We start from the raw sequence: 19,353 nt of genomic DNA, 5'->3' as shown, positions 1-19,353 counted from the left end.
ACTAGGTCACCGCCCCCCGTACATCGATCTTGCCTGTTACCGCATCAGTGATGAGTGCGGCTCGGTACTCCTGAAGAACGTCGATGACACTGAGAGTTTTCTCGATCAGACCGTCGATGGTGCGAGTCCGTGTTGACAAGAAACTCACTATGGCGGCTTGTTCATCCAGCGGAGGCAGTGCAACCGCGACGTTTCGGAAGTCCGTCATTGCGAGGTTCTGCATGCTGGAGCTTGCTCCGACGCACAGGGCCGTGATCTGAGAGCGATAGACCTGCGTTTGCGTCCAGTAGTAGATGAATCGGGCCAATGCGCCCTTGAACCGGACCTGCCATAGCTTGTCGGAGAGGAAAAGATTCTTATGGCCCACCTCCGCATATCCAGCAGAACCAACTAGTTGCGGCGTGTTAGCACGGTTGACGATCAGCGAATTAGCGTTTACGGGACATGTGGTGCGATCAATCTCGTTCTGGTCAACAACGGTCTTGTTAGCTGCGGGGTTGAACCACCCGGCGGACACGCAGCTAGTTTTCAGGACCCCAATATCGTCGGCTCCGGCGGGCCAATCACCAGCGTTAACGCTCGTCCCTGACTCCGTCGAACTGATTACGTTCTTCAAACGAGAAGCTAGCCAGTGGCGTGGCATTTCGCCGAGCCATTCAACTCCTGAGCCGTTCATCTCGACGCTTACATCTATCCCTTTGGTCACGGCGTGGGTGATGGTGGCGGTGCGATCCTCGCGCAGGGTGGCGATGAGCTGCTCCTGCTTGGCGGTCAGCGCGTCGATCTTGGCGGTTTCCACATCCAGGAATCGCACGATAGATTTCTGTTCGTCGGTCGGCGGTAGGATGCATATGCAGCTGCCAAGCTCCTCAGAGTTTAGATGAGGCTGAGCGGCGCGGGTTCTGGCGATATGGATTTGCCCTTGCTTGAGGTAGCCCGATAGCAGCGCGTACTGAATGAACGCCGGGTCGGCCTTCTCAGTCCGTAGAACCATGTCGAATCCAGCTATTGATCCGGCGTAATCCTCGGTAATCCGTGCGGAGTCGCCTGTGTAAGCGCCACTACGCACAACGACGATGTCGCCAGTCTGCAGCCAGACAATTCTCTTTGCCGGAATGTCGTCAGGGTTCACGAACACGAGTCCTTCGGACGCGACGCGACCGGACGAGACATTGGTGGCCCGGATCAGCGGGGTACCGTCATCGACGTAGACCGGCGGCTCGCCGATCCCGTAACGGATTGCACCTAGACGCTTTATCGGGGTCGTGGACCAGTGATCGGGAATGGAAGGAAGCCCATTAACCCCGGAATCCCAATAACTTTCGTAGGAGGGCCACCTCATGCGCCGACCTCGGCGAGCATAGCCTGAATCTCACCGACGAGAACGCGAAGATCTTGCTGGATCTCGTCGAGAGGCCGGGGCGGGATGTAGCGGTAGAAGTGTCTGGTGAAGGGGATCTCGTAGCCGACCTTCGTCTTGTCGTGGTCGATCCAGGCCTCAGGGACGTGGGGCAGGACTTCGCGGGCGAAATAGTGCTCGATGTCCTCCGCCAGTGGGATGTTCTCGGTGTCCCGGAGGGCGGGGTCTGGTTCGGGGTCTCCCTTGGCACTCCTGATTATCACCGCGTCCCCGTCGTGCTCGCCGATAGTTGACCAGATCGCCTTGATCAGCGGAGCACCTGGTCTCGTCAGTCCGGCTCTGCCGAGCGCGTCCTTGAGTTCGGTGTTGAACTCGTCGCGGTCTTTCCACTCCCAGCCGATCAGCGTCGTGAGGGCACTCCGTAGGGCGGCCTTCTCGCCTTCCTTGAGCTTGGCCACGCTCTTCTGCGCCAGGACTTCCTCGACCTTCTCCTCGGTCGGAGTGAAGCGAAGCTGCAGGGGACGTTCGACCGTGATGGTGGAGTAGCCGAACTCCTCCCCCTTGAAGACTTTGGAGTGGGCGTCGTGCTCGTCGGTGGCGTTCTGGTTGCGGAAGCTGTCGTAGAGGCCGCAGATCCGCTCGATGTCCTTCGGGCGAAGCTCCTTGCGCTTGGAGCCAAGAGACTTACGCATCTTCCCGTACATATCGGCGGCGTTGATGAGCTGGATCTTGCCCTTGCGCTTGGTGGGTTTGTTGTTGTCCAGGACCCAGATGTAGGTGCTGATGCCGGTGTTGTAGAACATGTCGGTTGGCAGCGCGATGATCGCGTCGAGCAAGTCATTCTCGATAATCCACTGCCGGATGTTCGATTCCCCAGAGCCTGCGCCTCCGGTGAACAGCGGTGAACCGTTCAGCACGATGGCCAGGCGGCTGCCGCCTTCCCCGTTCTTGACGGGCTGCATCTTCGAGATCAGGTGCATCAGGAACAGCAGCGACCCGTCGGACACCCTGGGTAGACCGGGCCCGAACCGTCCGGCGAAGCCGCGCTGCTCGTACTCGTCGGTGACCGACTTCTGCTGGGTATTCCACGCCACCCCGAAAGGAGGGTTGGACAGCAGGAAGTCGAAGTGCTTCGTGCGGAACCCGTCATCGGTAAGGGTGTCGCCGAGGTAGATGTTGTCGACATCCTGGCCCTTGATGATCATGTCGGACTTACACATGGCGTACGAGCGCGGGTTGATGTCCTGCCCGTAGAGCACGGGTCGTGCTTTGGGGTTCATCTCGATCAGGTGGTCGTAGGCCGTCGAGAGCATGCCGCCGGTTCCGGCGGCTGGGTCGTAGATGGTGCGGACGGTGCCGGGTTTGGTCAGCACGTCGTCTTGGGTGTGGAACAGGATGTCGACCATCAGCGCGATGACCTCGCGGGGGGTGAAGTGGTCACCCGCCTGGGCGTTGTTGGATTCGGCGAACTTGCGGATCAGCTCTTCGAAGATGTAGCCCATGTCGTGGTTGCTGATCACCTTCGGGTGCAGGTCGACGGCGGCGAACTCCTTGACGATCAGGTAGAGCCGATCGGACTTGGCGAGGTCGCCGATGAGATCGATCATGCGGAACCCATCGAAGACGTCGCGCACGTTGGGCGACAGGTGCTCGATGTAGTCGATGAGGTTGTCAGCCACCCCCTCGGGGTCGCCCACCAGCGCCGCGAACGTCCACCGCGACGTGTTGTAGAACGGCAGCTTGAACTTGGCCTTCAGCATGACGGCGGGGTGCACCTTGCTCGCCTGAATCTTTTTGTACTCGGCGAGCACCTCGTCCTTTGTCGGTTCGAGGATGCAGTCCAGGCGGCGCAGGATGGTGAACGGCAAGATCACGTCGCCGTACTGGTTGGGCTGATACGGCCCCCGCAGCAGGTCAGCGATCTTCCAGATCAGATTCGCGTTGGTCTGCGCCATGTTCTCGATCTACTCCCCACATCCGATTCCGAGACCCCTGGAAGTTACCTCGCTCTGAAGAGCGCAGTCAGGGTTTACCTGGCTCGGTGCGCCGCGTGCTGAGGTCGATGTCCTTTTCGGAGTGCGGGCAGAGGGTGCGTCACGTCGACTGTCGGTCGAATGTGCAAACTGGGCGCATGGTCCGTACTGGTGCACGTGCCCAGGCGCTGCAGAGACTCCTGAACCGCGCCGGGCTGGTATCCGCCGCTTCAAATCCCGCAGCGCCACGGCTGGATGACCTGCCCGGCGAAGCCCAGGCCGAGGTCGTTGCGACGTATCGCGCCCTCGGTGGAACGGAACCGGTGCGGCCTCCCCGGCCTGGAGCCTGGGACCTGGCCTTTGAAGGAGGGCTGGTGGTCGAACTTGATGAGGAGCTGCACTTCAACCGCTATCGGTCGACGACCCTCGAAACACTCTGGGCAGCGAACCTGCCGTGGTGCGACGACTACCGCCAATTCTGTCGGCTCTACGAGACCATGTGCCTCGATGCTGGCAAGTGGGGCAAGCGATGGACCACCCCCTCGTGCGAGTCGATGTTCGGGCCGCCCGGAGACGTAGGTGAGTTGGAGGGGCCGGGGGCTCCCAGATGGAAGCAACGCGCTCTCTATGACGCCCTGAAGGACATCGCTGCACTGACGTCCGGCGCAGTGCGGCTGGCCAGGCTGTCAGTGTGGGACAGTATCGGCGACATCAGACTGGGTGACGCTCTTGTGGTTGGCGCGCCGGTAGACTCCGGCAGGTTGCGCGATCTTGTCCATACGCGCACTGCGGCAGCGACATAAAGCCCCTCGAACTACCGACGCGGCTTGGCGAGCACATCCCTTCTCGGGGCGAGGTGACATGCTGAGCGTCATGGCAGTGATCGCGGTAGCCATCGCGGCGCTGGCGCTGGCTATCGCGGCCTGGAGCCTCGTCGTGATGATTCGCCAACTCAACGTTGCGAGGTCCTCGTCGGGTGGACGTGCCCTGCGGTTCCTCGCGGGCCGCACAGGCAAGCCCGTGCAACCAGTTCATTTCATCGGTCCTGGAAAGATCGCCGAAGTCCCCGAATATTCGGTGAGGGTGAGCGTCGGCGGGCCTGGCGTGTTCCATCACGTCGCCCTCCACGTTCTCGGTGTAGACGAGGATGCCGAAGGACGGCTACCGCAGCCCCCGGCAACCCGGATCACTATGACCGCTGCGGACGACCCGATTGAGTGGACTTTCTCGGTCCCCAGTTGGGAACATGCCGCCAACGGCTGGGCTGTGCTCACATGGGTGCGCCCGTACCTCGAAGGAGTCGTGTCTGACGCGGTTGCTCAATGCCTCAATCACGACCACTCTTATCGGTGGCGTTGGTACGGGCCGCGCATTCAGCGGTTCCGCATCGCGATGCGAAATTGGGCGCGCAAGCACGAGCGGATGTCATGTAAGCGGCTTCGGAGTATGAAAATCTACGGGAGATGGCAACCAGTAGTACGAACCAACCCGCTCGCTGTCGAGGGCCCGGTCGGCCTTCCGCCGCCGTGTGAGTGAGCTTCTAAGTCAGAGCAATTCGCCCGCATCGGTCTGCAGATAGCGGTACAGGGTCGCCCGGCTGACACCCAGATACTTCGCGATGTCGCGCCCTATGTGGCCATCGGCCTTCATCCGTCTCGCGGTGGCGATGTGGTCGGCGTCGTCGACCTTTCTCGGCCTCCCGAACTTCGTGCCATTCGCCCGAGACACCGCCCGCTTCAACGCAGTGCGCTCCTTGATCAGCTCACGCTCGTACTCAGCCAGCGAGCCCAAGACACCGATCATCATCCGGGTCTGCTGCACGATCAGGTGACAGTTTCGGTCACGCGGCCTGACTGGCCGGTGTGGTCATGATTGCTTCGAATTCGATGGGGGTCAACCGCCCGAGTGCGCTTTGGCGGCGGCGCCGGTGATAGGTGCGTTCGATCCAGGTGACGATCGCGATGCGTAGTTGTGCGCGGGTGTCCCAGCGGCGGCGGTCGAGGACGTTTTTCTGCAGCAGGGCAAAGAAGCTCTCCATCGCCGCGTTGTCGCCGGCCGCGCCGACGCGGCCCATGGAGCCGACCATGTCGTGGCGGCCCAGGGCGGCGACGAATTTGCGGCTGCGGAACTGGCTGCCGCGATCGCTGTGCAGGATGCAGCCAGCCACCTCGCCGCGGCGTGCCACCGCGCTTTCGAGTGCCTGTGTGGCCAACCGGGACTTCATCCGGGACTGGATCGAGTACCCGACAATGCGGTTGGAGAACACGTCCTTGATCGCACACAGGTAGAGTTTGCCCTCGCCGGTGCGGTGCTCGGTGATATCGCTGAGCCACAAATGATTTGGTTCGTCAGCGGTGAAGTCACGCTCGACGAGATCGTCGTGCACCGGCGGCCCCGCTTTGCCGTTCTTGCCGCGCTTCTTGCCGAACACGCTCCACAGTCGATTCTGCGAGCAGATCCGCCAGGCGGTGCGCTCGGCCATGGGCTCACCGGCATCGCGGGCCTCTTCGACGAGGTAGCGGTACCCGAACTCAGGGTCCTCGCGGTGGGCGTCGAACAGGGCATTGGCGCGGTAGGCCTCGAGGTATTCGGCGTCGGTGATGGGGTTAGCCAGCCAGCGGTAGTAGGGCTGGCGGGCGAGCTTGAGGACCCGGCACGTCACCGCGACGGGGATCCCGTCGGCGGCGAGCTCTGTCACGAGCGGGTAGATCCTTTTCCCGGCAGATTGGCCTGCGACAGGTACGCCGCCGCCCGGCGCAGCACCTCGTTCTCCTGCTCCAGCAGCCGGTTGCGGCGACGCAGTTCCCGCAGCTCGGCCGACTCACTGGTGCTCTTGCCGGGTTTGGTGCCCTCGTCGATGTCGGCCTGGCGTATCCACTTGTGCAGCGTCATCGGGTGCACACCGAAATCGGTGGCGACCTGCTCGATCGTCACCCCGTCCCCGCGATTACGGGCCACGCGCACGACGTCGTCACGAAACTCACGTGGGTAGGGCCTTGCCATGGGGACATCCTTCCAGCCTGCCCACCCTGGGCAAGCCAACTCAGATGTCACCTATCCGTGCAGCAGACCCCCCGATCAATTTCACTATCGAACTCAATCAACTTGGCGAAGACCATGCAGTTCTACAACAGGAGATTCTGCGCACCCTTGGCTACGCACCTTCCGGCAGGTTGCACCTCCCAGGAGACGTCGTTCGCTCGGTGCGGATGGGTGGCCCGGACTTCATCGCAGGTGACTACCCGCCGGGAGCTGTCGAGTTCATTTCGCCGCCAACAGGTCCAGCCGTCGGCAAGCGCCTTGAGATACGCGCTTTCCACGCCGACGAAGAAATCGCCAGCTTCGAGGGGCGAATTACCCATGCAGCGCCGGGCATCGTTGGCGGGTCCGTCGAAGCGAGCTTCTGCAGTGGCCATCTTGACATTCGACTCCGAGTTCCGCATGGCACTGAAGTCGCCGAAAGTGCAGGCGCGGACTTCCCGGCACCGGGACTCGACATCAGGCTCAACTACAACCACGTTCGACCTTCGGTCGTGGAAGACGTGCTGTCCACGCGCCGTGTGATCTGCCTCGCCAACCGTCTGGAATTCGCGATCGAGGGCGACGTCATCACTAAGGTGCAGATCGACGGCCCCAGGACCGCTAGCGACTACGACAGTGACCTGCTCGCCATCGAGCAGTTCGCCTACGACCTCGATGTCGTCCAGCGCCACACCAACCGTTTCTTCGACATCCCCGACGAAATCCGTCCCGGAGACAGAGTCAATCTCCGCATCGCGAGGCTCCTAATCGAAGGCCACATCGTCGCTTCACCGCGCGCCCCCGTCTTCACCCTAGTAATGACCGGCATCGACACTCCACAAGTCCGTACAGGCCTAAGAGGGCCGCAGTCGATCGTTTGGCCTGCTGGGCAATACACGGTAGAGATAGCAGGCCGCCAGTTCACAATCGGCGATGTCTACGCACTCCACACTCAGGCAACCGCCATCAACGGCGACGAAGCGATCGCAGCTCTCGATGATGGGAACGCCGAGGGTTTCGAGGTCCACTTCCGCCCCGGTGACGACCCGTACTTCTACCTCACGCTCGCCGACGACACTCCCGAGGAGGTGCTAGGCCGCCAGGTTGCGCAATGGACGCTGTGGGATGTTGACCAGCCTGGCCTGCCAGATGACAACGACTGGTACTCGCTCGACAGCACCGCCAGGTGACTTGTCAGTAAAGCGGCGCGGTCGAAGGAGTCTGAGGGTCGGCCCGGCTCTACGACGTGGGCTGATGAGGACCGACCTGTGTTGCGTGCATCCAAAGCGCCACGTCGATGCGGCGAAGCAGGCTGACGCAGTCGGGCGCGGATCTGCACACCTCGGCGATCGCCCGCCGACGCTCGGTGTCGATCAACTGCTGGTACATGGAACGCCAGAAGCCATGCTTCGGCGGTGCCAGTAGTCCCCTGGCTTCTTTGTCGAGGATCGGGATCAGCCGAGGACGTTTGGCGGCCATCAGCTTGCCTGCGGTCACCCATCCCACACCATAAAGACTGTCGAGCCTGGTGTGCAGCTCAGCGGCGGGGCCACCCGCGTCGATCACCGCGTAGTCGAGGTCCCATAGGTCGGCATTCTTGGGCAGTTCACTCAGCAGCGAGCTGAATCGTTCGACCTCGGTGATGGTGAGCTTGGCCGCTGACTCGGGCGGCACTCTCACCGACAACGACTCGACCGCGAGTACGTCGGAGGGCTCGAACCGGTCGGGGCTTCCCATCGAGGCGAACCTCTCGAACCACCGTCCAGTGAACCGGTCTCCGTGCATTCCACTGAAGTACCGGGTCAGGTCGTGTTGAACCTGCGCCGCGTTGGCGGAGAACCACTCTCCCAAGTCAAATGCGAAGCGATTCATCGGGGTGTCTCTTGCTGGATGGGTACCCCAACCGATAAGTCGACCGGACGCGGGCAGCGCAGAACCTTGTGTTGACGGAGCAGATCGATAGTGTTGGGCCGCTTTACTTCTGTGGGAGTCGGCATCCGGTGCTTCCGCTGATGAGGGCTGCGGCTTGGGAGCCGAAGCGCAGGGTGGTACCGGTGTCGCTGGTGAACTGCAGGTCGTGGTCGTTGGGGGCGTCTTTGAAGACGGTCAGGTTGTTCGCGCCGATAGAGTGGGCGGCTGCTGCTGCGAGGTCGTAGGCCTGTTGCCAATGTCGTTGGGGGATGGGGGTGTCGGAGACGTAGTTGCGCAGGAGAATCTCTTGCCCGCCGGATTCCTCTAACGGGGTCAGGCATCGGCCCCGGCTGTCTTCGCGTCGCCACTCCCAGGACACCTCCGGAGCAATAGCAGTGATCTTCTGGCCTAGTTGGACAATTGCTGTTTCGACTTCGGTGCGGGTGTCTTCCAGTGATGGCAGGCTGGTCAGCGCATCGGCGGCCTGGCTGGCCTCGGGCTCGGACGGGTTGTTCATGTGACATCCTGAGGCGAATAGAGCGATGGCCACAATGCCTGGTAGAAGGCTGAGGTAGCGCGGCGGCGGTCGGGTCATGGTCGGGTGCTCACTTCTGCGGGATGGGTGTGGTGCCTGCGATGACGGCGGCGATGTTGTAGCCGGTGGTGTAGGGCTGGTTGGTAGCCCCGTCCCAGCGGGGGTATTCGCTGTGGCCGCTGGCTGCGCCGAGGATGCGCCCGTCGGGGACGGTAGTCGCGCCGGTGGCCAGGTGGGTGAAGCTGGGGTTGGTGGCCGGGTTGGGGCCGAATGCTCCTGCGCCGGAGGCGTCCATCCCGTTGAGCATGTTCTGGGCGAGGTCGTCGAGCGGGTGGGGTAGAAATGGGGCCACGGTGCGAGCGATGGGCGGCGCGTCATACACGTGCTGAATGGGGTCATCGGGGGTGTGCATCGCAAATACGTGCCCGTCGGGCAATCCGAGGTCTGCCGGGGTGGCGGCCTGGATGCCTGGTGAGCCGTAGAACAGGGCATTGTCGACGCCGTGGTCGCCGGGGACCTGCAGGGCCATGCCGGTGGTCAGTGAGCCGTAGGAGTGCCCGATCGCGGTGAGGTCCAGGGGACCTTGGTGGGTGGCGTTAAGCCCGTCGTAGAAGCGGGCCAGGTCCTGGGCTCCCGCTGCGGCAAAGTCGTCGTGGCCGACCGCCCAGCCTCCGGCCAGTGAGGTTCCGAGGTCTTCACCGCCGGGAATCTGAGGAGCGTCATAGCCGATCCAGGCAATCGTCGAGACGCTCTCATGGCCCCGACCCGCGAGGTCGAGCTGCTCCATTGCCTCGGCGCGGGCTCGTCGTGCTTCGTCGACCATGCTCTCGATGGACCCATGCACGGTGGTGTTCAGGCCAGGGGTCGTCACTGCGACGTGGTCGGCGAGGTCGGGGTTGCCGACCGCGATCGCCGCGTGGGCCTGGTCGCCGGTTTCGGTGTCGAGGAGTAGCAGCATCCGCTCGGGGTTGTCCCGGACCGCATTGTCGATCGCCTGCAGGTCGGAAAGATACTTCGCGGCGTCTTGTGCGGAGCTGTACTCACGTTTCCATTCTTGGTAGGTCTCCCGCAGGCCGAACACGCGACCGTTGCGCCCCAAGGGCGGGACATTCTGTCCGTTGGCCCAGTCGGGATGCTCGGCCTCCAGCGCCTGGACTCGGGCCTGGGCCGCCTGCGCTTGGGTCAGCTCGGTGGGCAGCCGTTCGCGGTTGTAGAAGTCACGGTCGACCGCGGGCATCCCGACGTTGTTGGAGATCATCGGATCACGCGCGACCAACGCATCGCGCTGCTCGGGGGTCAACTGCTCCCACCACTCGCGAAACCGCGTCGGGTCCTCGGGCACCGGCGCTGCCAGTGCGTCGGCCACAGACGGCGTATCACCGACGGGGCTTGCGTGCTCTCCGGCGGTCGTGATGGCCTGGGCCAGACCGGTGTCGGCAGCCTCGGCGGCGGCGAGCAGCTCCTTGATGCGGACTTCCAGATCAGCCTGTTGTAGCGCATACAGCGGGTCTCCGAACAACGCCTCGTTGGTCGGGGTGACCGTCCCGCTGATGGGGTCGATGCTGAAGCCCTGGGTATGGGCGTCGTCGTAGATGCGGTGCAGGGTGGACTTCAAGCCTTCGATCTCGTCGGCGCTGGAGTGCGCTGCCGCGGAGATTCGGGCCATCTCTTCGGCGTGGGCGGCCAGATAGGCAGTGAGCTTGTCCAGTGAGGCCCGTGCGGCATCGCCGCCGCTGCCGTGCCAGGACGCGATCAGCGGCAACCGGGCCAGACCGGCACGGACATCTTCGGCGCTGGCACCGCGCTTGCCCAACGCCGAGGCGACCTCCCGGATCGACGAGGCATCCCAACGCTCGATATCGGCCAGCGTGAGCGGCATCAGACCCGGGCGTCGAGCGAGCCCGCGCTATCGGTGTCGGTACTCGTGTAGCCCTGGGCGGCGGCACGGAAAGCTGCACCATGGGCCTCGATCTCACTGCTGATCCGCGTGGTCGCAAGCTGCCAGTCGATGACTCTGGCGTGCAACGCCGCCGCCGAAGCCCCCACCCAGCCTGACTGCGCGACCTCGATATCTGCATCAGCGCTGGCGTGAGCCGCCCGAAACTCGGCGTGATGCACATCCACGTGATCTGCTGAGACATGCAGATCGATCGGATCAACCCGAAGTGGTTTGGCCACCCCCGCCCCCCTTCCGCCCCCTGAAGCCATGCGCGGCGAATTCGCTGCGCACCTTCTCAAGATACCGGCCTGCACGAGACCTCCACCACGCCGATCTGCCGCCGTTGGCCCTGTTCGTGAAGGGTGGTACAGCACCGCGTGCCCATCTGGCCGTGCTTGTCCCTGGTGCACCGCACGGGGCCACCCGGATCAGCGGCCGGCCGGGTGTGGAAAGTGCTCACCATTGTGGGCTGGGCCAGCTTCTGCGGGCCGATAGCAGTGCAAGAACTGCGTCGAAATGCCATTTCCCGGTGCCCTCGGTGAGATTCGAACTCACACTGTACGGGTTTTGAATCCGTTTCCTCTGCCAGTTGGGATACGAGGGCGTCGTACCGTGCAGTTGCGCGGCCTTTCACCTTAGAGGATGCCCCGCGCTCGCTCATACGGCCCTGGACCGCCACAATATTGTCCATGTCATCGCCAACCGCGTCACCGACGGACGCAGTCACCTCTCGCCGGGTCCTCGTGGCTGAGGACGAAGCCCTGATCCGCCTCGACCTGGCCGAGATGTTGCGCGACGAGGGCTACGAGATCGTCGGTGAGGCGGGCGACGGCCAGGAGGCCGTCGATCTGGCCGAGTCGCTGCGTCCGGATCTGGTCATCATGGACGTCAAGATGCCCCGCCGCGACGGCATCGACGCCGCGTCCGAGATCGCCGCCAAACGGATCGCTCCGATCGTCATCCTCACTGCGTTCAGCCAGCGTGAACTGGTCGAACGGGCCCGCGATGCGGGCGCGATGGCCTACCTGGTCAAGCCGTTCAACATCTCGGACCTGATCCCGGCCATCGAGGTGGCCGTCAGCCGGTTCAGTGAGATCGCCGAGCTGGAGAAAGAGGTCGCCTCGCTGTCCGACCGCTTGGAGACGCGCAAACTGGTCGAACGCGCCAAGGGTCTGTTGCAGTCCAAACAGGGAATGTCGGAGCCGGAGGCCTTCAAGTGGATTCAGCGGGCCGCCATGGACCGCAGGACCACGATGAAGCGGGTTGCCGAGGTGGTCCTCGAGACGCTGGACCCGCCCGCGGAATCCGAATCGACCTGAAGCCACCCGCCGGGCGCTACCGTCCCGTTAATTTGTTTTCCGTGAGGTCACATGTTGGTCACGAGCCCTTTCCGGTGTCTCGTGTCGACCTCGTAGCCGTTAGCGTCGGGTCTGCGCCGCTGCGGCGTCGGTCCATCCACTCGGAAATGACACATCAGGAGGCTTGTCGATGAAGCATCGAACCCTCGCCCGCGCGTTGGCCACCGTGGGTATCGCCTCGCTCGCTCTGACCGCGTGCGGTAGCGATTCGAGCGAGGACACCACCGCGGGCGAGGAGACGACCACCGACGAATCCGCGGAGATCGTCAGCACCGACTGCGAACCACAGCAGGCGACTGCGGGAGCCGAACCGGTGACCACCCCGCTCAAGATCGGCACCCTGTTGCCCGAGACCGGCACGCTGGCGTTCCTCGGGCCGCCGGAGGTGGCCGGGGTCCAGGTGGCGGTCAACGAGATCAACGAGGCCGGCGGCGTGCTCGGCCAGCCGGTGCAGTTGATCACCGGCGACTCCGGCGACACCACCACCGACACCGCCAACATCACCGTCGACCGCCAGCTCGCCGACGGCGTGAGCGCGATCATCGGCGCGGCGTCTTCGGCGGTGTCGCTGAAGGTGATCGACAAGATCTCCAGCGCCGGCGTCGTGCAGTTCTCGCCGGCCAACACCTCCGATCAGTTCGTCTGCTACCAAGACGGCGGGATGTACTTCCGCACCGCACCCACCGATGTGCTGCAGGCCCAGGCTCTCGCCCAGCTGATAACCCAGGACGGCGCGCAGCGCGTGGCGATCATGGCCCTCAACGATCCCTACGGCACCGGGCTGGCCGCCAACACGGTCGCGGATCTGGAGGCGGCAGGAATCCCGTCGGATCAGATCACCAAGATCGTCTACGACCCCAACGCACAGTCCTTCAACGCCGAGGTCGACCAGGTTCGGGAGTTCAACCCGGATGCGGTCGCGGTCATCGGTTTCGAGGAGAGCGCCAAGATCCTGACTCGGATGCACGAGGTCGGAATCGGGCCGTCGGACGGGATGTTGGTCTACGGCACGGACGGCAACATGGGTAACGCGCTGGGTGAAGGCGTCGCGCCGGGGCTGCTCGAAGGTATGAAGGGCACCGCGCCGATGACCGAGATCAGCTCCGACTTCGAGAGCCGCCTCATGGCGGTCGATCCCGGGTTGATCGACTTCAACTACGCCGGTGAGTCCTACGACGCGGTGATGATCACCGCGTTGGCCGCCGAGCAGGCCGGATCCACGGCAGGTGTGGACATCGCGGCGAACATCATCGCGGTGACCCGCGACGGCACCAAGTGCTTCACCTTCGTGGAGTGCCGGGACCTTATCGTGGCCGGGGAGGACATCGACTTCGACGGCATCACCGGTGAGCTGACGTTCGCTCCGGCGGGGGAGCCGAGCGTCGGGTCCTACGGCAGCCTCGAGTTCGACGGCGACAACACGCTGCAGACCAACGAGTTCATCGTGGTGAGCCAGGCCTGAGCGAAGCGGCAAACTCGGCGCCGCTCGCACCTTCGGGTGCGGGCGGCGCCGGGCTTTTCGGTGCCGGCGCTGTCAGTGCTCCCGGCTGCCGGCCAGGGTGCCCAGGTAGAGTTCGATGACCTTCGGGTCGTTCATCAGTTTGCGGCCGGTGTCGGTGTAAGCGTTGGTGCCCTGGTCCAGCACATAACCGCGGTCGCAGATCTGCAGACAGCGTCGGGCGTTCTGTTCGACCATGATGATCGAGACGCCGGCGGCGTTGATCTGCTTGCAGCGGATGAAGACCTCGTCCTGGAACATGGGGGACAGGCCGGCAGAGGGTTCATCGAGCAGCAGCACCGACGGCTCCATCATCAGTGCTCTACCCATCGCCACCATCTGTCGTTCGCCGCCGGACAGGGCGCCGGCCTTGACTTTTCGGCGTTCCGAGAGCAGGGGGAACAGCTCGCTGACCCACTCGAATCGCTCGGCGAACTTCGACCGGCGCAGATAGACGCCCATCTCCAGGTTCTCTTCGATGGTCAACGAAGGGAACACGTTGCGGTTCTGTGGCACATACCCGACGCCCTTGGTGACCAGTACATGAGCCTGGGCGGAGGTGATCGTCTCGCCGCGCAGCGTCACCGATCCCGACCGGATGGGAATCAGTCCGAACAGCGCCTTGAGCAGAGTCGACTTGCCGGCGCCGTTGGGGCCGATGATCCCGACGATCTCCCCGTCGCGCAGGTAGAAGTCGCACTCGCGCAGGATGTCGACCTCGGGAAGGTAGCCGGCGACCAGACGGTCGGCTCTCAGCAGTGCGCCCTCGGCGAGACGGGCATGCTCCTCGGGGGTGGCCGCCAGCTCGGCCGGGGTGAGGTCGGCTGGCGGGTCGGGGGTTTCGCTCATGTGCGGTCGCCCTCGCTTTCGGCGTCGCTGAGGACCGCCCGTTCGATCTGTCGGGCGAGTTCTGCGGTGGCGCCGACGGGGTTGCCGTGTTCGTCGAATTCGAGCGGTTGGTCGTGGTGGCCACCGAGGTAGGCGTCGACGACGGCCTCGTTGTCGGCGAGTGCGTCGGGTGGGGATTCGGCGATGACGCTGCCCTGTGCCATCACCACGACCCAGTCGCTGATGTCGCGGATCACGTCCATGTCGTGTTCGACGAAGATCACCGTCATCCCTTCTTCGCGCAGGGATTTCACGTGCTCGAGCAGGTTCTGCGTCAGGGCCGGATTGACGCCGGCCATCGGCTCGTCGAGCATCACGACCTTGGGGTCGGTCATCAGTGCCCGGGCCATCTCGAGCAGCTTGCGTTGCCCGCCCGACAGCGAGCCGGCCATGTCGTCGGCTTTGGTGTCGAGTTTGAACCGGCGCAGCATCTGGTGTGCGCGTTCGGTGACCTCGGCTTCCTGGCCGCGCCAGAGCATCGGCACCAGCGAGGCCAGAATCCGCTCCCCGGTCTGGTGTTGTGCACCGAGTCGCACGTTGTCCAGCACCGACATCCGGGCCAGAGCCTTGGTGAGCTGGAAGGTGCGCACCACCCCGCGGCGGGCGACCTGATGGGGATTCAGCCTGCCCAGATTGGCCCCGTCGAGTTTCCAGCTGCCGGTGTCGGGTCGGTCGAAACCGGTCAGCAGATTGAACAGAGTCGTCTTGCCCGCCCCGTTCGGGCCGATCAGGCCGGTAATGGCGCCGCGCTGAATCTCGAGGTGTTCGACGTCGACGGCGGTGAGGCCACCGAAGTGCCGGGAGATGTTCTCCACCACCAGGATCGGGTCGGGTTTGGCCGCCCCCGGCACCGCGGGGGTGTCGGCGAACAGTGCTGCCCGATCGGCGGCGGACATGCGGGAGGCGTCAACCATCGAATTGCAGCTCCCGTTTTCGTCCGAGGAGTCCTTGGGGGCGGAACACCATGAGCAGTGCGATGAAGATCCCCAGCAGGATGAATCGGGTGGCGCCGACCTGCGCATCGGTGAGCGGAAGCATCGGGTCGGGGCCCGCGATGGCCTGGCGCAGAATCGCGTCCGGGATGGACAGCAGGAACCAGAACAGCATTGCGCCCACGACCGGACCGAACACCGTGGCCGCACCGCCGAGCAACAGAGCGCCGAACGCGTAGAAGGTCTGCGCGGTCGAGTAGAAGTCGGGGTGAATCGACTTGGTCTGCAGGGCGTTGAACACCCCACCCATCCCGCCGATGACGCCGCCGAGAACGAGGGCCTGCAGTTTGTAGACGAACACGTTCTTGCCCAGGGCGCGGGCGGCGTCCTCGTCCTCGCGGATGGCCCGCAGCACCCGGCCCCACGGGCTGCGTGAGAGCAGGTAGACGAAGGCGCACAGGAGGAGCACCAGTGTCCATCCCACGACCATCGCCCAGACGTCGTCGCCGACGAAGTTCACCCCCAGCAGGGTGTAGCTCTTGCTCGAGTCGAACGGGCTGAACTTGGTGAACGAATCGGCGAAACCGTAGAGCCCGTTCGTCGAACCGGTGACCGAATCCGAGGCCGTCGACCGGAAGATCAGCCGCAGCACCTCGGCTGCGGCGATCGTTGCGATCGCCAGGTAGTCGGCGCGCAGACGCAGTGTCGGGATGCCCAGCACGACCGCCAGTGCGCCGGCCGCCAGCAGTCCGACGAGTACCCCGACCCACAGCGGCTGCTGGTAGGTCACCGTCATGATGCCGACGCCGTACCCGCCGAGGAGAGCGAACCCGATCTGGCCGAAGTTCAACAGCCCGGTGTAGCCGAAGTGCAGGTTCAGCCCGATGGCCAGCAGTGCGTAGAAGATCGCCGACGGGCCGATCAGCTGAGCGAACGCGATCTGCAGCGCGGAGACGATGTCCACCGGTCCTCACCCGATCCTTTCGCGGGAGCCCAGGATGCCCTGGGGCCGCACGACGAGGATGACGATCAGGATGAGCAGACCGCCGACGTACTTGAGATCGGGGTCGATCACCAGCGTCGACAGCTGAACGAACAAGCCGACGACGAGGCATCCCAGCAGTGCGCCGTAGGCGGTGCCCAGGCCGCCGAGAATGATCCCGGCGAACATCAGCAGCAGGAGTTTGAATCCCATCTCCCACTGCACCCGCCCACCGAGTTCGGACAGCGCCAGCAGCACGCCGCCGAGCGCGGCCAGGCCGCCGCCGAGGCACCAGACGAACGTGATCACCCGTTCGACGTTGATTCCGGACGCGGCGGCGAGGTCCTTGTTGTCCGACACCGCGCGCATCGCCTTGCCGATCGGCGTCTTCTGCAGCATGACCGCGACGGCGAGGAGAACCACCAGGCTGATCACGATCACGAGCAGATTGGTGTCGGTGATGGCGATCGGGCCCCACCGGCGTTCGGCGCTGACCGTGAACTCGCCGAAAGCCTGTGTCCGGTCGGAGAACAACGCCAGGATCGTGTACCGCAGCGCGATCGCCAGCCCGATCGAGACGACCAGCTGGGGGATCAGCCCGACCCGGCGGCGCCGCAGTGGGCGCCACACACCCGCATTGTTGAGCCATCCGACACCGACGCCGGCGACGATGCCCAACGCTGCGGCTCCGATCAACGGAATCCCGAAGGTGACGTTGAACATCCAGGTGAAGACCGCGCCGAGGGTGACCAGCTCGCCGTGAGCGAAGTTCGTCAGACCGGTCGTGCCGAAGATCAGGCTCAGGCCGATGGCGGCGACGGCGATGACCAGTCCGAAACGCAGCCCGTCGATGGTGAGCCGGATGACGCGCTCATACAGTGGCGTCTCCATCGAGGTGCGCACCTCGCCGAACATGAACACCACCGCGTTGGTGCCGCCGGCCGCGACATCGCGGGTGACCGTGCCTTGCACGCTGACCTCGTCGGGAAGGCTGTCGCTGTCGACTTCGAAGGTGTAGGTCCCCGCCGGCAGCTCGACTTCCCAGAGACCGTTCTCACCGGAGGTCGCGGTGTCGACTTCCTCGCCTGATTCGTCGAGGACCCGCACCACCGCACCGGCGACGGGCTCCCCGGCATTGACCAGCCGGCCCGACGCCACGGCGGTTTCGGTGTCCTGGGCCGAGGCGATGCCTGAGCCGAGCAGCGCCGCCAGAAACAGAAAGGTGACCAAGAGCAGGCCCCGTGCAGGAATACCAGCGCGGCAGCCCACCAAGCCCACACCTCCGTTGCCGATCCCCAGCGCCCGGGCGCTCCTGTTCCCCGGCGACTGTATAGCCTCCCCGGTCAGTCGGCCGGGTTCTGCATTTACTGCGTGTATCGGTTCTGTTTCAACTGCCCCCGACGCCGAATGGCGCAATATTGTGGTTGCGTGTCAGTGCCGCCACTGTTTCGCCGGCATCGATGGGCGCAGGCTGAGGCCATGCTGATGTTGATCGTGTTCGTCGTGCTGATGGCGGCTCTCGCGGTTGCCGCACTGTTGGACAAGGTGCCCGATACACATCGAGAGGTCTGCCAGCACGGCGATTTCTCGTTCTGACCGCCTCCGCGGGAGATGTGGTTGCGGCGGGTGATCGCCAACGCGCGGCACAACCAATCAGACGCATACACCTCAGCCGTTGCTATGTTCTACGCGAGGCCACAGCCGATGCCACGGTGGTCTGCTCATCGGAGGTGAATGCGTGCGCTGTTCTGGGGTACAGAGCGCGCTTGCGGTCGGCTCGGCGACCCTCATCGCCATCGGTGCGGTGGGCTGCAGCGACCCGCTCCCCGGCCTGGGCTCGACGCCGGATCTGGAGATCGTCGCGCAGGTCGAGATCGGCAGCGACGGTGCCGAGGTCGCCCCGGCGGACCACCCACCCCCGGCCGACCCGGCCGGCGACGGCAACGCAGTGTGTCCGCCGCTGTCGATCGCGATGGCGGGGCCGCTCGACGGTGCGGATTCCGCCCTCGGTGCCGACATCAAGAACGGCATTCAGCTCGCCGTGGACAAGCACAACGCCGCCAATCAGGCCTGCCAGGTGCAGCTGAAACCCTTCGACACCCAGGGTGATCCGCAGCGGGTCGCCGACTTGGCCGGCGAGATCGTCGACGACGCCTACACCGTCGGGCTGGTCGGTCCCTCCGGTTCCGGTGCGGCCTTCGCGGTGGGCGACCAGTTCAGCAGGGCCGGGTTGGTCGCGACCACCCCGTCGGCGACCGCGGCTCAACTCAGTGCCCGCGGGTGGCGCACCTTCTTCCGCGGAGTGGCGAGCAACGCGGTGCAGGGGCCGGCGGTGGCGAACTACATGTCCGGCACGCTGGGCTACCGCAAGGTGTGTGTGGTCGACGACAGTTCCGACTACGGGCTCGGGTTGGCGTCGTTCGTGCGCGAAACGCTGGGGCCGATGGCCGATCCGGCCTGCAACATCGCAATCAGCGCCGGCGACCACGATTTCGCCGCGGTGGTCCCGCAGATCACCGGCGCAGCACCGGATGCGGTGTTCCTGGCCGGGTTCGCGCCGGAGGCGGCGCCGCTGATCCGGCAACTGCGTGATGCGGGATTCCAGGGCGCATTCGTCACTGTGGACGGTGCGCTCGCCGACGAGTTCGTCCAAGAGGCGCAGGCCGCGGCGAGCGATGCGGTGTTGTCCTGTCCGTGTGCGCCCGCCCCGGCCGAATTCATCGACGACTACCGCGACACCTTCGGTCAACCCCCCGGCCCCTACGCGGTCGAAGCCTATGACCTGGGAACGATCCTGCTCAAAGGGATCGACTCAGGTGCCATCACCCGCCCGGCGCTGCTGGAGTACGTCCACAACTATGACGGCCAGGGCATCGCACGGCGCTACTCGTGGAGCGCCGACGGTGAGTTGGCGGACCCGACGATCTGGATCTACCGGGTGCAGTGAGCTCGCGCG

Annotated in this window: 18 protein-coding genes and 1 tRNA gene; 6 read left to right on the top strand and 13 right to left on the bottom strand. The window is 64.5% G+C overall.

Annotated elements, in window-relative coordinates; translation table 11 throughout:
• Window position 1 precedes the first annotated feature (1 nt).
• Together ACXAID_RS08530 and ACXAID_RS08525 are read right to left on the bottom strand one after the other, a co-directional pair.
• A complete protein-coding gene (locus tag ACXAID_RS08530) occupies window positions 2-1,342 on the bottom strand; it encodes a restriction endonuclease subunit S (RefSeq protein ID WP_475021764.1) in 1,341 nt (446 codons plus the stop codon).
• Window positions 1,339-3,315 (bottom strand): type I restriction-modification system subunit M, encoded by a 1,977-nt coding sequence (locus ACXAID_RS08525; RefSeq protein WP_475021762.1) that lies wholly within the window; start codon window positions 3,313-3,315, stop codon window positions 1,339-1,341. The genes ACXAID_RS08530 and ACXAID_RS08525 overlap by 4 nt, the downstream gene beginning before the upstream one ends.
• A gap of 176 nt (window positions 3,316-3,491) precedes the next feature.
• Here ACXAID_RS08525 and ACXAID_RS08520 point away from each other — a divergent pair, with 176 nt between their 5' ends.
• Window positions 3,492-4,136, top strand: a complete 645-nt coding sequence (locus ACXAID_RS08520; protein WP_475021761.1) for a DUF7255 family protein — start codon at window positions 3,492-3,494, stop codon at window positions 4,134-4,136.
• Between the two features lie 70 nt (window positions 4,137-4,206).
• Entirely contained in the window at window positions 4,207-4,869 is a 663-nt protein-coding gene (locus tag ACXAID_RS08515) for a hypothetical protein (RefSeq protein ID WP_475021760.1), read from the top strand.
• A 9-nt stretch (window positions 4,870-4,878) separates the two neighbouring features.
• Here the strand turns inward: ACXAID_RS08515 and ACXAID_RS08510 are convergent, their stop codons facing one another.
• Window positions 4,879-5,154, bottom strand: a complete 276-nt coding sequence (locus ACXAID_RS08510; RefSeq protein ID WP_475021759.1) for a helix-turn-helix domain-containing protein — start codon at window positions 5,152-5,154, stop codon at window positions 4,879-4,881.
• Window positions 5,155-5,173: 19 nt separating this feature from the next.
• Window positions 5,174-6,336, bottom strand: a protein-coding gene (locus ACXAID_RS08505) for an IS3 family transposase (RefSeq protein WP_475021758.1) whose coding sequence is annotated in 2 segments (ribosomal slippage) — window positions 5,174-6,049 and window positions 6,052-6,336 — 1,161 coding nt in all. Because the reading frame shifts where the segments join, the coding sequence is not laid out codon by codon here.
• A 44-nt stretch (window positions 6,337-6,380) separates the two neighbouring features.
• Between ACXAID_RS08505 and ACXAID_RS08500 the strand changes: the two genes are divergently transcribed.
• Complete coding sequence (locus tag ACXAID_RS08500) at window positions 6,381-7,544, top strand: hypothetical protein (RefSeq protein ID WP_475021757.1); 1,164 nt, start codon at window positions 6,381-6,383, stop codon at window positions 7,542-7,544.
• A 49-nt stretch (window positions 7,545-7,593) separates the two neighbouring features.
• On the opposite strand, the gene ACXAID_RS08495 is transcribed toward ACXAID_RS08500, so the two are convergent.
• From ACXAID_RS08495 to ACXAID_RS08475, 5 genes are all read right to left on the bottom strand, one after another.
• A complete protein-coding gene (locus tag ACXAID_RS08495) occupies window positions 7,594-8,226 on the bottom strand; it encodes a DUF6308 family protein (protein WP_475021756.1) in 633 nt (210 codons plus the stop codon).
• Window positions 8,227-8,329: 103 nt separating this feature from the next.
• Window positions 8,330-8,782, bottom strand: a complete 453-nt coding sequence (locus ACXAID_RS08490; protein ID WP_475021755.1) for an LppA family lipoprotein — start codon at window positions 8,780-8,782, stop codon at window positions 8,330-8,332.
• Window positions 8,783-8,870: 88 nt separating this feature from the next.
• On the bottom strand, window positions 8,871-10,679 hold the full coding sequence (locus tag ACXAID_RS08485) for an alpha/beta hydrolase (RefSeq protein ID WP_475021754.1): 1,809 nt from the start codon (window positions 10,677-10,679) through the stop codon (window positions 8,871-8,873).
• Entirely contained in the window at window positions 10,679-10,978 is a 300-nt protein-coding gene (locus tag ACXAID_RS08480) for a WXG100 family type VII secretion target (RefSeq protein ID WP_475021753.1), read from the bottom strand. The genes ACXAID_RS08485 and ACXAID_RS08480 overlap by 1 nt, the downstream gene beginning before the upstream one ends.
• A gap of 291 nt (window positions 10,979-11,269) precedes the next feature.
• Window positions 11,270-11,343: transfer RNA gene (locus tag ACXAID_RS08475), tRNA-Leu, on the bottom strand.
• 85 nt (window positions 11,344-11,428) lie between these two features.
• Between ACXAID_RS08475 and ACXAID_RS08470 the strand changes: the two genes are divergently transcribed.
• Together ACXAID_RS08470 and ACXAID_RS08465 are read left to right on the top strand one after the other, a co-directional pair.
• Complete coding sequence (locus ACXAID_RS08470) at window positions 11,429-12,058, top strand: ANTAR domain-containing response regulator (protein WP_475021752.1); 630 nt, start codon at window positions 11,429-11,431, stop codon at window positions 12,056-12,058.
• A gap of 169 nt (window positions 12,059-12,227) precedes the next feature.
• Entirely contained in the window at window positions 12,228-13,559 is a 1,332-nt protein-coding gene (locus ACXAID_RS08465) for an ABC transporter substrate-binding protein (protein ID WP_475021751.1), read from the top strand.
• Window positions 13,560-13,631: 72 nt separating this feature from the next.
• Here ACXAID_RS08465 and ACXAID_RS08460 read toward each other — a convergent pair whose 3' ends face one another.
• From ACXAID_RS08460 to ACXAID_RS08445, 4 genes are read right to left on the bottom strand one after another with little or no spacing between them, the layout of a single operon-like run.
• Window positions 13,632-14,444, bottom strand: coding sequence for an ABC transporter ATP-binding protein (locus ACXAID_RS08460; RefSeq protein WP_475021750.1), 813 nt, complete (start codon window positions 14,442-14,444; stop codon window positions 13,632-13,634).
• Window positions 14,441-15,397, bottom strand: coding sequence for an ABC transporter ATP-binding protein (locus tag ACXAID_RS08455; RefSeq protein WP_475021749.1), 957 nt, complete (start codon window positions 15,395-15,397; stop codon window positions 14,441-14,443). The genes ACXAID_RS08460 and ACXAID_RS08455 overlap by 4 nt, the downstream gene beginning before the upstream one ends.
• Window positions 15,390-16,379 (bottom strand): branched-chain amino acid ABC transporter permease, encoded by a 990-nt coding sequence (locus tag ACXAID_RS08450; RefSeq protein ID WP_475021748.1) that lies wholly within the window; start codon window positions 16,377-16,379, stop codon window positions 15,390-15,392. Before ACXAID_RS08450 ends, ACXAID_RS08455 begins: the two co-directional genes overlap by 8 nt.
• Before the next feature lie 6 nt (window positions 16,380-16,385).
• The gene (locus tag ACXAID_RS08445) at window positions 16,386-17,648 is read right to left on the bottom strand and encodes an ABC transporter permease subunit (protein WP_475021777.1); all 1,263 of its coding nucleotides are present in this window, start codon (window positions 17,646-17,648) and stop codon (window positions 16,386-16,388) included.
• 487 nt (window positions 17,649-18,135) lie between these two features.
• Here ACXAID_RS08445 and ACXAID_RS08440 point away from each other — a divergent pair, with 487 nt between their 5' ends.
• Window positions 18,136-19,344: a branched-chain amino acid ABC transporter substrate-binding protein gene (locus tag ACXAID_RS08440; protein WP_475021747.1), complete on the top strand. Its 1,209-nt coding sequence runs from the start codon at window positions 18,136-18,138 to the stop codon at window positions 19,342-19,344.
• The last annotated feature ends 9 nt before the right edge of the window (window positions 19,345-19,353 follow it).

This window comes from Mycobacterium sp. ABE4_509, assembly GCF_056160785.1.
This window is presented reverse-complemented; position numbering and strand designations above follow the sequence as displayed.